Origin of the sequence: Lactococcus sp. FSL W8-0209, from assembly GCF_038006585.1 — a bacterium.
GTDB classification, from domain to species: Bacteria; Bacillota; Bacilli; order Lactobacillales; family Streptococcaceae; genus Lactococcus; species Lactococcus lactis.
In genome coordinates this window covers 1,591,860-1,604,621 of record NZ_JBBOVN010000001.1, presented here as the reverse complement: position 1 = coordinate 1,604,621, position 12,762 = coordinate 1,591,860, and the positions used below count along the sequence as shown (strand labels likewise).

The 12,762-nt window shown below is 36.4% G+C and carries 9 protein-coding genes and 2 pseudogenes; 7 read left to right on the top strand and 4 right to left on the bottom strand.

The window, feature by feature from the left end; genetic code table 11:
• The first annotated feature begins 160 nt into the window (after positions 1 to 160).
• The 3 genes and pseudogenes from MKX45_RS07865 (at position 161) to MKX45_RS07850 (ending at position 3,231) form a co-directional block, all read left to right on the top strand.
• Positions 161 to 742, top strand: coding sequence for a hypothetical protein (locus tag MKX45_RS07865; RefSeq protein WP_057720600.1), 582 nt, complete (start codon positions 161 to 163; stop codon positions 740 to 742).
• A gap of 39 nt (positions 743 to 781) precedes the next feature.
• Positions 782 to 2,725, top strand: a pseudogene (locus MKX45_RS12555) (RTX toxin).
• Positions 2,726 to 2,736: 11 nt separating this feature from the next.
• Positions 2,737 to 3,231, top strand: a complete 495-nt coding sequence (locus tag MKX45_RS07850) for a DUF916 domain-containing protein (RefSeq protein WP_340816986.1) — start codon at positions 2,737 to 2,739, stop codon at positions 3,229 to 3,231.
• Here MKX45_RS07850 and MKX45_RS07845 read toward each other — a convergent pair.
• Positions 3,228 to 4,385, bottom strand: a pseudogene (locus tag MKX45_RS07845) (IS3 family transposase). The gene MKX45_RS07850 and the pseudogene MKX45_RS07845 sit on opposite strands and share 4 nt — an antisense overlap.
• 269 nt (positions 4,386 to 4,654) lie before the next feature.
• Here MKX45_RS07845 and MKX45_RS07840 point away from each other — a divergent pair.
• A complete protein-coding gene (locus MKX45_RS07840; RefSeq protein WP_025017118.1) occupies positions 4,655 to 5,191 on the top strand; it encodes an rRNA large subunit pseudouridine synthase E in 537 nt (178 codons plus the stop codon).
• 29 nt (positions 5,192 to 5,220) lie between these two features.
• On the opposite strand, the gene MKX45_RS07835 is transcribed toward MKX45_RS07840, so the two are convergent.
• The 3 genes from MKX45_RS07835 to MKX45_RS07825 all read right to left on the bottom strand — a co-directional run bounded on the left by MKX45_RS07835 (position 5,221) and on the right by MKX45_RS07825 (position 8,513).
• Positions 5,221 to 6,006, bottom strand: coding sequence for a TPM domain-containing protein (locus MKX45_RS07835; RefSeq protein ID WP_057720879.1), 786 nt, complete (start codon positions 6,004 to 6,006; stop codon positions 5,221 to 5,223).
• Positions 6,003 to 7,142: a hypothetical protein gene (locus MKX45_RS07830; protein WP_057720880.1), complete on the bottom strand. Its 1,140-nt coding sequence runs from the start codon at positions 7,140 to 7,142 to the stop codon at positions 6,003 to 6,005. The genes MKX45_RS07835 and MKX45_RS07830 overlap by 4 nt, the downstream gene beginning before the upstream one ends.
• A 159-nt stretch (positions 7,143 to 7,301) precedes the next feature.
• Positions 7,302 to 8,513: an SPFH domain-containing protein gene (locus tag MKX45_RS07825; RefSeq protein ID WP_003132414.1), complete on the bottom strand. Its 1,212-nt coding sequence runs from the start codon at positions 8,511 to 8,513 to the stop codon at positions 7,302 to 7,304.
• A 376-nt stretch (positions 8,514 to 8,889) separates the two neighbouring features.
• Here MKX45_RS07825 and MKX45_RS07820 point away from each other — a divergent pair, with 376 nt between their 5' ends.
• The 3 genes from MKX45_RS07820 (at position 8,890) to MKX45_RS07810 (ending at position 12,702) form a co-directional block, all read left to right on the top strand.
• Positions 8,890 to 10,254, top strand: a complete 1,365-nt coding sequence (locus tag MKX45_RS07820; protein WP_340816985.1) for an MFS transporter — start codon at positions 8,890 to 8,892, stop codon at positions 10,252 to 10,254.
• A 651-nt stretch (positions 10,255 to 10,905) separates the two neighbouring features.
• Positions 10,906 to 11,694 carry a dihydroorotate dehydrogenase electron transfer subunit gene (locus MKX45_RS07815; RefSeq protein WP_340816984.1) on the top strand — a complete coding sequence of 263 codons (789 nt, stop codon included), beginning with the start codon at positions 10,906 to 10,908 and terminating at the stop codon, positions 11,692 to 11,694.
• A 72-nt stretch (positions 11,695 to 11,766) separates the two neighbouring features.
• On the top strand, positions 11,767 to 12,702 hold the full coding sequence (locus tag MKX45_RS07810; RefSeq protein WP_139008904.1) for a dihydroorotate dehydrogenase: 936 nt from the start codon (positions 11,767 to 11,769) through the stop codon (positions 12,700 to 12,702).
• The last annotated feature ends 60 nt before the right edge of the window (positions 12,703 to 12,762 follow it).

The window sequence follows — 12,762 nt, the reverse complement described above, 5'->3', positions numbered from 1 at the left end:
TAAATAAAAAAAACAAAAATTACTTCAATTATGTATTAATATTCGTACATATGTATTAAAGAAAGCGTTTTATTAGACTTGAGTTAGAAAAAAGGTTATAAAAGATATATAGACTACTTAGTAATTTATAAACGACAAAATATTGAAAGAGGGTAGGTGAATGACTAGAGAAAATAAAGTAAAAATATTCATTTTTAGTTTCTTTTTTATTAATATTTCCTTCCTTTTATTTGTCGAAAGGCCCATCTCAGCAGATACTGCTATAGACAGTCAAAATTCAGTAGCGAATGCCTATATTAATGTGACTGCACCAACAACAAACACTTGGTCTCTTACTGCTCCAAATTTTAATTTTGGCACTCAAACAGCAAGCTCTTCAGTAATCAATAGCAATGCAACGGGAGATGCAGCAATTAAAATTGTTAATTTATCTGGAACATCAACAAGTTTTTCTCTTCAACAATCAATTTCGGACTTTACTTTAGTATCTAACACTATCGTTTTACCAGCGACTGGCTTTTATGTTTCAGTAGCGAATAGTTCTGACGGAAAACTTATTGGAAGTTCCAACGTCAACATTTTCAAACAGAATGGTGTTGTTTTGCGAAGTGGAACGGGAGCGAATGGAACGATGAATAGTGGTGCTGTGACAGCGCAACTAACAGTAGATGGGACAACTAGAGTAATTGTTACAGGTTCTTATAAAGCAACGATTACCTCAACACTTGTAACAGGACCATAGAAGGGAGAAAAGGTGAAAATAAAAAGATTTATTCTTCTCATGACTTTAGGATTTTTAATTATCCTATTTGGTTTAGCTCCCAAGGCTAGAGCAGCTATTGTAGGTGGAACAGTTGATACGACAGGAACAGTGACAGGCATAACAGGAGCAACTTACTATAATGTGAGCAATTGGCAAGATATGATTGATACTTATAAAGGAGTGACACCAAATGCAGCCTCAAGCAATACTGTTTTTCTTAATGTAACGGCAAATGTTCCCGGAAATAGTATTTTGAACTCTGGCAACACCGTTTCTAGTGGGAAATCTTTATCAATAAACGGAAATAATTATACTCTCTATCTTGATAATGACACGAATTATACAACGGCTCAGAGTATTGGTGGAAGTGATGGAACAGCCAGAGCTTTCGGCTCAAATGGAACGATTTCTACGGATACGATTCTAACAGTTAAGAATGCAACAATTGTAAACAATATCACGAGTGGAATTTTTCAAATGAAAGGTTTAAACGCTAAGGCTACGGCTGTATATGAAAATGTGACAGTAAGCAATGGTGATGCAATCTACGGAGCGCAACCAATTAGAAATGATAATGGAAAAGTATTATTTCGAGGAACAAATACCTTTAATATTTTACAAAATCACAATATTAATGATACAGGTTCAGCTGGAGCAGATAATCAAGGCGAATGGATTCAAGGAGGAGCCTATCTTGAAGTGGTAACTGGTACAACGACTTTGAATCAAAGTTGGGGAAATGACCAACCTTTCTACGTATATTATTCAAGTGGTGGTTCAACTTTACAAGTTGATGCCGGAGCATCGATGGTTTGGAATCTAAATAAGACCAATACGATGTACTATGATGATGGAAGTCTATTGACAGTTGGAGCTTTGAATTGGAATATTAATGGAAGTTTTGTCATTAATGGAACTTTAAATACCTCATCTACTTAAGCTGGAGGCTGGTTTATGGCCTTGAATACATTAAATAGTTGGAACTTAAATGTTGGACAAAATGCAGCACTTAAGGTAACAACGGGTGGGGTAATTAGTTTAGATGCGTTTTTGACGGGTGCAGTAAAATGGAATTTTGCACAGGGTTCAAGTGTTCTATTTAATAACTTAAATCCAAATCAAAACGTAGTTTCACTTGCTCCAGGATTAGGAAGTAGCATCACAATGACCGATCCCAAAGTTGTGACTTTTAATACAGCGGGTGGCTCAGTCTTTTCTACTACCGTTCTAACATTTCCGATTACGATTTCGGGAAGTGGCTTGCGAACCCACTCATCATCAACCGGTTATACTTTTGATTCGACTTATGACTTGATAACACCCAACAAAGGAACAATTACCCCAACGAGTTCAGATATTTGGTATCGAATGAATACGGGAACACTCACGACCTTTAACCCTACTTTACAGGTAACAAATTTAAGTCCTAATAGTTATGGAAGTGACGCATCAAGTATTGCAGCTGGGAAATATATTTCATGGTATCAGCCTCTAGGATTTCAATTAAATGCAGCTTTATCAAGTATGAATCGGACATTTAACGTTTCATTAGATCCTACTTTAACTCAAGGGACACCGGTAGATGGGTCATGGTCTTCTCTAATTAATGGTGCAAGTACTGAAACACTTGTTGTCGGTGATGATCGAGCACAAAATCCCAATATACATGTCCTTGTCAAAATGACTCAGAATAATTTTCCTAATGGACTTCAGTATTATTGGGTTGACCCAACAACTAAAACAGCCAGCCAATTAAGCCTTAATTCTGCTTTACAAATTGCAAGTATCACAAGTGATAGTACATTGCCATCTTGGATTAAAATGACTGGTGCAGGAAGTTGGTATACAATGACATTTCCAACTGATTCAGGCCTAAATATTAAAGCGAATAATAGCTTGTTAACACAAACTAATACTAATGCGGGAACTTTTCAGTACACCGTAGCAAATGGGCCGTCATAAAGGAGGAGAAAGTGAAAAAAGTTTATAAATTAATCTTTCTATCCATCCTTAGTATATTATTGATAGTTCAATCTAAAGTTGCTTATTCAGAAAGTCCAACCAGTGATTTTAGCGTAGAAGCTATACTTGAAGGACACCAAAAAGATAAAAGCATTACTTATTGGTGGTTGCAAGTAGAAAAAACGCAGTCAATAAATCTAAAGTTAAAAATTAGTAATGGTAATGAAGAAAATAATTTTGAAATTACATCTAATCAAGCGGTTAATAATAATAATTTTACTCTCGATTATAGCTTATCAGAAGAGGAAGTCAGTCAATATTTACATCATAAAAATTCAAAGTTTAATTTCTATCAAGATATCTATTTTGATGAAGCGCAAGAAGCAGGTAAATTCAAAATTACTTTGGCTCCTAATGAAGTTAGAGAAATTACGATTAATTTAAAAATTCCTAAAGAAGGAATCAAAGGTCAACTAATTGGCGGTGGACTAATGTCAAATATTTAGACACAAAATGAGCTATATTTTCTTAAAATAATTTTCTTCTTTCTGATTTGGAGTTAAACCATTGTTGGCGGAATGAGGATTATAATTGTTATAAAATTGTTCGATGTATTCAAAGCAAGAGAGTTGAACTTCTTGAATGGAGTGATAAGTTCTGCGATTAATTTCTCGTTGTTTAAGATACTTGAAAAAGACCTCAGTCACGGCATTATCATAAGGATATCCAGGCTTGGAGTAAGAAGCAAGCAATTGATGCTCATCTAATAGCTTTCTAAAGGAAGCTGACTTAAATTGACTGCCTTGATCAGAATGAAAAATGATTGGTTCTTTAGGTTTTCTTTTCTTTATAGCTATCTCTAAGGTATCACAGGCGAGTTTGGCATCAATTCGATCACTTACTTTCCACGCAATACATTTCCTTGAGTAGAGGTCAAGAATAGCACAGAGATAAATATGTCGTTTAGGTCCTATAGAAATATAAGTGAAGTCAGTTGTCCACACTTGATTTGGGGAGTTCGGGTTAAATTCTTGTTTCAGTAGATTATCAGAAGAAAATTCGGGCGATTTGTTTGAATAAAAACGAGGTTTAATGGTTGACATTTTAGGGAGTGTCATAGACTTGAGAAGTCTTAAGATACGCCCTTCAGAAATATTGACGCCATAATCACGCAGGAGAATAATTTTAAAAGCTCTTGTTCCGATTCTTTTCTTGGCTTTCATATAGATTTCAAGAAGTAATTTTCTCAAGCGTTGATTTTCTACTTCACGCTTCGAAGGCCTCTTGTTTATGAAGTTATAGTAGGTGGAACGATTGACATGTAAAACACGACAGAGCATAACTGTCGTGTGTTCAAATCGGAGTCTATAGATGGCTTTCAATCTTACTTGGAGTTTTGCATGAATATGGCACTCGCTTTTTTTAAGATCAGATTTTCTTCCTCTAGTTGGGCATTCCTTTTTTGTAATTTTTGAATCTGTTTAGCAGTCAACACCGTATTATCTTCAAGACGCACTTGAGAGTACTGCTTAATCCATTTTGCAAGTGCAGAAGAAGATACCCCATAATCTTTACAGAGTTCAGTTTGTGTTTTACCAGTTTGATAGAGATTAACGAGCGATTGTTTGAAATCCTCGTCGTAACGTTTAAAACCTGACATAAAAGTCCTTTCATTTTTGTGTCTTAATAGACAGATTATAACACACAATTTTCTGTCCACTTTTATAGTATAGCTCCAGTCAGAAGTGCTCTTGTTTTTTATAAGTAAGTGCGCGTGCCTTATTAGTATGGAAATTAATGCACCAACTAAGTTCATCAATAATAGCCAAAGGACAAACTAAAACTTTGTTTGTAAGCTAATAATAATTTTTTTTGGTAAAATAATTAATAGAAATAGATTTGAGAAAGATGAACTTTTGCAAAAAAATTATGATTATATTATTTAATAAACCTTATGATGTACTAACAAAATTTACTGACGGAGAGGGTCGGAAAACTTTAAAAGATTATATTAAAATACCAAATGTTTATGCTGCTGGAAGATTGGATAAAGATAGTGAAGGTCTACTTTTACTGACAGATGATGGAAAGCTCAATCATTTACTGACAGACCCAAAATCAAAATCTTACAAGACTTATTTGGTTCAAGTGGAGGGAGAATTTTCATCAGAAGCAGCGCAAAAGTTGCAAAAAGGTCTTTTATTAAAAGATGGAAAAACATTGCCTGCGAAAGTAAAATTAATTGATGAACCTGATTGGCTTTGGGAACGGACTCCACCAATTCGTGAACGAAAGGCAATTCCGACAAGCTGGGTTGAAATTTCAATCAAAGAAGGAAAAAATCGGCAAATTAGAAGAATGACGGCAGCGGTTGGCTTTCCGACGCTTCGATTAATTCGTTGGTCAATTGGTCAATATTCACTGGGAAATCTAAAATCTGGGGAATATAAAATTATTCAAAAATAAAAAGGAATCATTTTGTGATTCCTTTTTATTTAGAAAGAACGTCCGCCACCAGAACCGTCACTGAAATTATTGTTATCAGAAGAAGGACGAGGGATAATTCTTGTAGTTATAAATGTGTTGACTAAAATATCTTCACGTTGATGGAGTTCTAAATTACCATTTCGGCCGTAATCGTAGCGCCATACGGCATGAGCGTCTTTCATTTGATAACGACGATAGATGGTCCAAACGAAGCCACCAGCTGCAATCAAAGAAATGATAAGAGCAATCAAAATTGATAAGGGTTGAAAGCTGCGATGGAAAGTTACAGCTCCTGTTTCGGAATTGATAGAATACTTTCTTGATGTTGGAATTCCTGCTTGGTAATATTTAGAAACTTGGTCAAAAAATCCACTGACAGCCTGATAATAATTATTGTCAGTCAATTCGGGTTGGACAATGTCTAAGGTTTTTTCAATTCGACTTGAAGGCAGGTAGTATTTAAGATTTCCTGTTGCCCAAATATAAACTTTACGTAAGTTCATGTTAATGACCAAAACGACACCGTTGTTTTTAGCGCCTACTTTATCAGCTAGATAAGTTTTTGCCATTTGACTAGCAGGGGTAGAGCTATCTGTCGTGACAACATAAACACCCGCTTTTGTTTCATTGGCCAATTTCTGAGCTTCTTGTTCAAGGAGGGTTACATTTCCACCTAAAAGCTGAAGATTATCTTCAAGACCTGACGAGAACGTCGCCGCTGATGTTTTTGGTGCAATGAGTAAAAAGAAGAAGCTTAAGAAAAATAAAGAAAGAATAACTAATTTTTTTCTCATGATAGCAAATACCCCACAATAATTCCAAGAAGAAGCACTAGAATAAAGATTCCAATGGCAACTGTCCAAAGTTTTTTCTTATCAATGGGTAGAAGACCGGCTACTTTACCAGTTTGACCATTCATCGCGTAATAAAAGAGACGGTCATTGCCAGCTTCTTTATAAGTAACCAGCCAGATTGGGAGTAAAACGTAATCTTCATCGATATTTTTAATCTGCTGATTACTTTGTAAATTACTGACAGAAGTATAACCGACAATTGTTGATTCCATTAATCCGTCAGCATATTGACGAAATTCCCGTTCAACATTTTCTTTCATATCAGGGAACTCAATATCTCGTTTTTCAGTTAAAAAGCCAGAAAGATATTGATTTTTAAAAGGAATAGCAGCAGTCATATCAAAAGGTTGAACGGCGCCAACCATTTTGTCTGACAGATTTTTTTTCAAGGCATTTTTGATTAAATCCTTAAATTTTGTCTCTCCGCCCCGCTGAATTTCATATTGAGAATGCTCAGTGTACTCGGTATCGCCAACCATCCAAACGCGTAAATTGGTGGCTTGCGCCGAAATACCGCCAGATAATTCAGCATCAACAGCCCAATAGGGGAAATAAACGCCTGATAGATTTTGAATTTGTTTTTTGTCAAAAAAGGCCTTGGGAACAAATTTTTTCTTGCCGACCCAATTTAAAAATTGTTCTTCAGCCGCTTTTCTCTCAATTTGAAAGGGGAGAATTTTTTCGGGAAGAAATTTACCCGACAATCGCTCGGTCAGAACAACTGGATTATGACAATAATAGCACCAAGTTGAAGCAGTTGTCGCATCAGTGACGATTTCTGCACCACAAGATGGACAGAGAAATAGTCCAATTTCTTCGTCAGTGTTTTCGTCAGCTCTTCTTTGGTCGCTGTCAGTAATTTTTTCCTTTTCGTCAGTCGTTTCATCGTTACTGACAGAGCTGATAGGACTGTCAGTAACTTTTGCTGCCTCTTGCTTGGCCTCGAAATCAGAAACTTCTTGTTCCGTAAATCTTGAACCACAATATTCACAGTGAAATTTTTGATTTTTGGGTTCAAAAAGCAGTGGGCCTCCACAATTGGGACATTTATGTGTAAGAACTTGGCTTTCGCTCATCGTTACTCCTTACTTTTAAGTTATGAAATCTGCTTATTTAGCAGGGGAAATTCAGTTAGAAACTAAAAGAATTTTCATCAGAAATAAATTCTTAAAAATACGCAAAGACAAGCAGCCCTAATTTAGAACTACTTCATCTTAAATCATTATTTACATGTCTTAGAGCGCTTTGGCAACAAAAGGCTTACCACATTCAGGACAGAATTTAGGAACACCATTCGCCAAATTAACGACCGCTCCACACTCGTTACAAGCCATATTTAATTCAGGCATAACAGGAGTTGCTGAGGGTTTCGCTTGCCCACAATTTGAACAGAACTTACCGGTATTTTTAGTATTACACTCAGGACAAGTCCAAGTATCGGCCTTGTTCTCTGCTTGGGCTTGCATTTGAGCTTGGTTAGTTTGTGAAAAACCAGCTAGATTTTGTCCACCCATATTCATTCCCATAAAGGCATTTGTCGCACCACCAGTGTTTGAACCAGCAGCCTCAAGACCACGAGCAACAGCTCCTTGGACAAAACCTTCACGGATAGAAGGGTCACCAAGCATTGCGCCTTGATTACGCATGTTAATCAATTTTTGACTGTCATCAGTGTAAGAAATGCTAGCGACAGCAACGGAAACAATTTCCATTCCTCGCAACTGTTTCCAATCTTCATCAAGAACAGAGGCCATGTATTTGCTGAGCTCCATACTTTTTGAAGTTAAAAATGAAACCCGTTCGCCCTGAGCAGAATATTGGTTAATTGACGTATTTAAAGCCGTTAAAAATTCAGCCAAATATTGGTCATTAATTTCTTGAATTTCGACATGGTCAGCATTTTTAGGGATGACGTTTGCGTAAAAAGCAAGAGGGTCAGTGATTTTTATTGAATAAGTTCCATGTGTACGCAAGAAAAGTTCCGCATTGTAAAAATTATCAAAGTATTGTAGAGGTGTCGCTGTTCCAAATTTAATGCCTTTAATTTCTTGAAGATTGACATAATAAACTTCTTGTTTTTGAGGAGTTGTTCCACCAAATTTGAAACGGAAGAAGCTTTCTTGAATTGAATCCCGCAAATCACCATTAAAAAGACTTGGCGCAGTGTCGTTTTTGACAGTATAATATCCAGGTTCAGCGGTGTAATCAATAATTTTACCACCATCCACAAGAATCATCATCATGTTTTCATAAACGTGAACGATAGAACCGTCAGTAATTACGTCTTCGGTTCCTTTACGATTAGAACCACGTTTTGCATCTTTTCTTACTTTAATTCCCTTAGTGAAAACCGTTTGGTCTGACATTTCATTTGGCTCAATGACCTCAAGCCATTGGTCAGCCAACGCCCCACCGAGTGAACCTGTTGCAGCTTTAATAATTCCCATGTATTCTTTTACAAACAAATTCAATTCAAAACAAAATTTTAGAGAATGAATTTGCCTTCCTTTCCTTTAGTGAATAGCTCAGCTATTTGACTTAATTATATCAAATTTCTCTGACGAAACCTATCAATTATTTGAAAATTTACTAAAATCAGACTAAAGTCGGAATTTATTGATTCTCTCCTGTTTCTTTAAATAAATTTTTATATCATAGGATTAACAAGTTAAGGCTTGCATTTTATCAGATTTATAGATATAATAGACAAGTTATAACTTTCGTACAGATAACATAAATTATGTTGAATTATACAGAGGCGAAATTATTATTTTAGGATAATAATTTCGTCTCTTTTTGTTTAGTTTTAGGAGATTTTATTGCATGAATAAAAACAACCATTTCCACTTATTGGGGGCAGTGATTGCTACAGGGATTTTGTCATTTTCTGGCGTTTTGATTGAAACGGCGATGAATGTGACTTTCCCAACGCTAATTAATGAGTTTGGACTTTCTACTTCAAAAATACAATGGGTAACGACGATTTATCTGCTTGTGATTGCTATTACGATTCCGCTCTCTTCTTATTTTAATGAGCGATTTTCAGCAAGAAAACTTTTTTTGGTCGCTAATCTTATCTTTTTAGTTGGGGTTTTGACCAACTGTTTCTCACCAAATTTTGCCATGCTATTATTTGGCCGACTTTTACAAGGGGTGGGAACTGGGATTGGTTTACCTCTGATGTTCCACCTGATTTTGACTAAAGCACCACTTCATAAAAGAGGAATGATGATGGGGATTGGGACTTTAACGACTTCCATCGCTCCGGCTATTGGCCCAACTTATGGAGGAATTATTTCTAATTCGCTTGATTGGCGTTATATCTATATTTTCCTTTTACCTTTGGTGGTAATTTCTTTAGTGCTTGGTTTGGCTTGTCTTCCAAGAGAAGGGGCAAAAACGTCCAAGAAATTGGCGCTTCGCCCAGTTATTGCATTATCAATCATGTTCTTTGCTTTCATTTCGTCTCTAAGTGCAGAGCATTTAATGACCTTCGCCTTACTCTTTATTGTAGGATTGGTCGGAGCTTTCTTGTTTGTTCGATTCAACCGCAAAGAAAGTTTAATTGATTTAGGAATTTTGCAAAATCACCGATTTGTGGCGCTGATTTTTAGCCTTTTGGTATATCAAGCTTTGCTATTAGGTCTATCTTTTGTTTTACCAAGTTTTATTCAAGTTTCTGCTGGATTTAGTTCATCAGTGGCGGGACTTTTTATGTTTCCTGGAGCTTTGATTGGTGCAGTTTTAGCACCAATTTCTGGGAAAGTTTTGGACCAAATTGGTGCCAGAAAACCAATTACGACTGGTTTGATTTTAGCAGCCCTTGGTCTTGCTTTGCTCTTCGTCTTTTTACCAACAAAAAGCCTTGCTTTGCTCTTGGTGGCACACATTGTCTTGATGTTAGGTCTTGGGATTTCATATAGTAACTTAATGACTTGTAGCTTGAGCACTTTAGCTACTGACCAACTTTCTGATGGAAATGCTTTGGTCAATACTTTGCAACAATTTATTGGTGCGGTGGCAACGGCAGTTGTCGCAACGACACTTTCAATTTTCCAAGGACTCAATGGCTTCAAAGTTGGAACGAGTCATGGAACTTCAATTATTTTAGCTCTATTTTTCATCTTGATTATCGTGAGTTTAATTGTCAGTTTCCCAAATTTGAAAAAAATTAGGGCCAATCATTAAAAAAATCTTTGACGAATGACACTTTTTTCGTTATAATATTTTAAAACCTTTAACTAAGTCCAGAGAGGCTTGCAAGGATACGGAAAATTTAATTTGGTTTACTGACAGCTTAAAGATGAACTTCTCTTTAGCCCATTTATTCTGTCAGTAAATTACCAGTTTTTTAGTACACTTGTAAGTTCTCTTACAAGTGTTTTTTTGTGTCAATTAAAGAGTTGTCAGTAAAATGCGATTAACATGAGCATTTTATCGATGAATAAAAGAAGGTTCAGCAAGCTGAACTTTCTGTCAGTAATGCGATTAACATGAGCATTTTATCGATGAATAAAAGAAGGTTCAGCAAGCTGAACTTTCTGTCAGTAATGCGATTAACATGAGCATTTTATCGATGAATAAAAGAAGGTTCAGCAAGCTGAACTTTCTGTCAGTAATGCGATTAACATGAGCATTTTATCGATGAATAAAAGAAGGTTCAGCAAGCTGAACTTTCTGTCAGTAATGCGATTAACATGAGCATTTTATCGATGAATAAAAGAAGGTTCAGTAAGCTGAACTTTCTGTCAGTAATGCGATTAACATGAGTATTTTATCGATAAATAAAAGAAGGTTCAGCAAGCTGTAGCTTCTGTCCGAATAAAGAATGGAGAAATAATGCCTAAGTTACAAGAGATGATGACGATTGTCAGCCAACGTGAGGTTGCTTCTAATATTTTCGAGATGGTTCTTAAAGGAGAGCTAGTAGAAGAGATGGATTTGCCGGGACAATTTTTACATCTTGCGGTGCCTAATGCTAATATGCTTTTACGTCGCCCAAACTCTATTTCCAGTTGGGATAAAGTCGCAAAAACTTGTACGATTCTTTATCGAATTGGGGACGAAACAAGTGGAACTTATGAAATTTCAAAATTACAAACAGGTGCAAAAATTGATGTAATGGGCCCACTGGGGAATGGTTTTCCAGTAGATGAAGTAGTTTCGACTGATAAAATTTTAATTGTCGGCGGAGGAATTGGGGTTCCACCTCTCTATGAATTGGCCAAACAACTTGAAGAAAAAAACTGCCAAATGACCATTTTGCTAGGTTTTGCTTCTGAAAAGGTCAAGATTTTAGAGAAGGAATTTGCTGAATTAAAAAATGTAAGCTTGAAAATTGCAACTGACGATGGCTCTTATGGAACAAAAGGCCATGTTGGGATGTTAATGGAAGAAGTAGATTTTGAAGTTGACGCTCTTTATACATGTGGTGCGCCAGCCATGCTCAAAGCTGTTGCAAAAAAATATGACCAGTTGGAACGACTTTATATTTCAATGGAAAGCCGGATGGCTTGTGGAATCGGAGCATGTTATGCTTGCGTTGAACATGATAAAGAAGATGAGAATCATGCCCTTAAAGTCTGTGAAGATGGCCCTGTATTTTTAGGAAAACAACTATTACTATAATTGGACTACTCTATCAGCATAAAAAAATCATCAGTAGAGCTGATGATTGTCACAAAAAAATTAGGAGAAAAAATGACCGAAAATAATCGTCTGTCAGTAAAATTACCCGGACTTGATTTAAAAAATCCAATCATTCCAGCTTCAGGTTGTTTTGGCTTTGGTGAAGAATATGCCAAATATTATGATTTGAACAAATTAGGGTCAATCATGGTCAAAGCAACAACCCTTCATCCTCGTTTTGGCAATCCGACACCCCGTGTGGCTGAAACAGCGAGTGGCATGCTTAATGCAATTGGACTACAAAATCCAGGATTAGAAGTTATAATGGCCGAAAAATTGCCTCGGCTCAATGAAAATTTTCCAGACCTTCCGATTATTGCTAATGTAGCTGGTTCTGAAGAAGATGATTATGTGGCTGTTTGTGCAAAAATTGGAGATGCACCCAATGTGAAAGCCATTGAATTAAATATCTCATGCCCTAATGTTAAACATGGCGGACAAGCTTTTGGAACAGATCCAGATGTTGCAGCTGCGTTAGTCAAAGCTTGTAAAGCGGTCAGTAAGGTGCCTTTGTATGTGAAACTTTCACCCAACGTGACCGACATTGTTCCAATTGCAAAAGCAGTTGAAGCTGCTGGAGCAGATGGATTGACAATGATAAATACACTGATGGGTGTACGTTTTGATTTGAAAACACGAAAACCTGTTTTAGCAAATATCACAGGTGGATTGTCGGGTCCTGCAATTAAACCAGTTGCACTCAAACTCATTCATCAAGTGGCTCAAGTAGTTGACATTCCAATCATTGGAATGGGTGGGGTTGAAAGTGCTCAAGACGTTTTAGAAATGTATATGGCAGGAGCTTCAGCCGTTGCCGTTGGCACTGCCAATTTTGCTGACCCATTTGTCTGTCCAAAAATCATTGAAAAATTACCAGAGGTAATGGATCAATATGGAATTGATAGCTTAGAAAACTTGATTCAAGAAGTTAAAAACTCAAAAAAATGATTTTATCGGCGGATAAAAGAATTGTCAGCGGAGCTGATCATTCTGTCATTAAATATTTAG

Bases quoted from the DNA above. Each gene is read 5' to 3' on its own strand.
- MKX45_RS07865 (WP_057720600.1), top strand. From the start codon at position 161: ATGACTAGAGAAAATAAAGTAAAAATATTCATTTTTAGTTTCTTTTTT.
- MKX45_RS07840 (WP_025017118.1), top strand. From the start codon at position 4,655: ATGATTATATTATTTAATAAACCTTATGATGTACTAACAAAATTTACT.
- MKX45_RS07835 (WP_057720879.1), bottom strand. From the start codon at position 6,006: ATGAGAAAAAAATTAGTTATTCTTTCTTTATTTTTCTTAAGCTTCTTC.
- MKX45_RS07830 (WP_057720880.1), bottom strand. From the start codon at position 7,142: ATGAGCGAAAGCCAAGTTCTTACACATAAATGTCCCAATTGTGGAGGC.
- MKX45_RS07825 (WP_003132414.1), bottom strand. From the start codon at position 8,513: ATGGGAATTATTAAAGCTGCAACAGGTTCACTCGGTGGGGCGTTGGCT.
- MKX45_RS07820 (WP_340816985.1), top strand. From the start codon at position 8,890: ATGAATAAAAACAACCATTTCCACTTATTGGGGGCAGTGATTGCTACA.
- MKX45_RS07815 (WP_340816984.1), top strand. From the start codon at position 10,906: ATGCCTAAGTTACAAGAGATGATGACGATTGTCAGCCAACGTGAGGTT.
- MKX45_RS07810 (WP_139008904.1), top strand. From the start codon at position 11,767: ATGACCGAAAATAATCGTCTGTCAGTAAAATTACCCGGACTTGATTTA.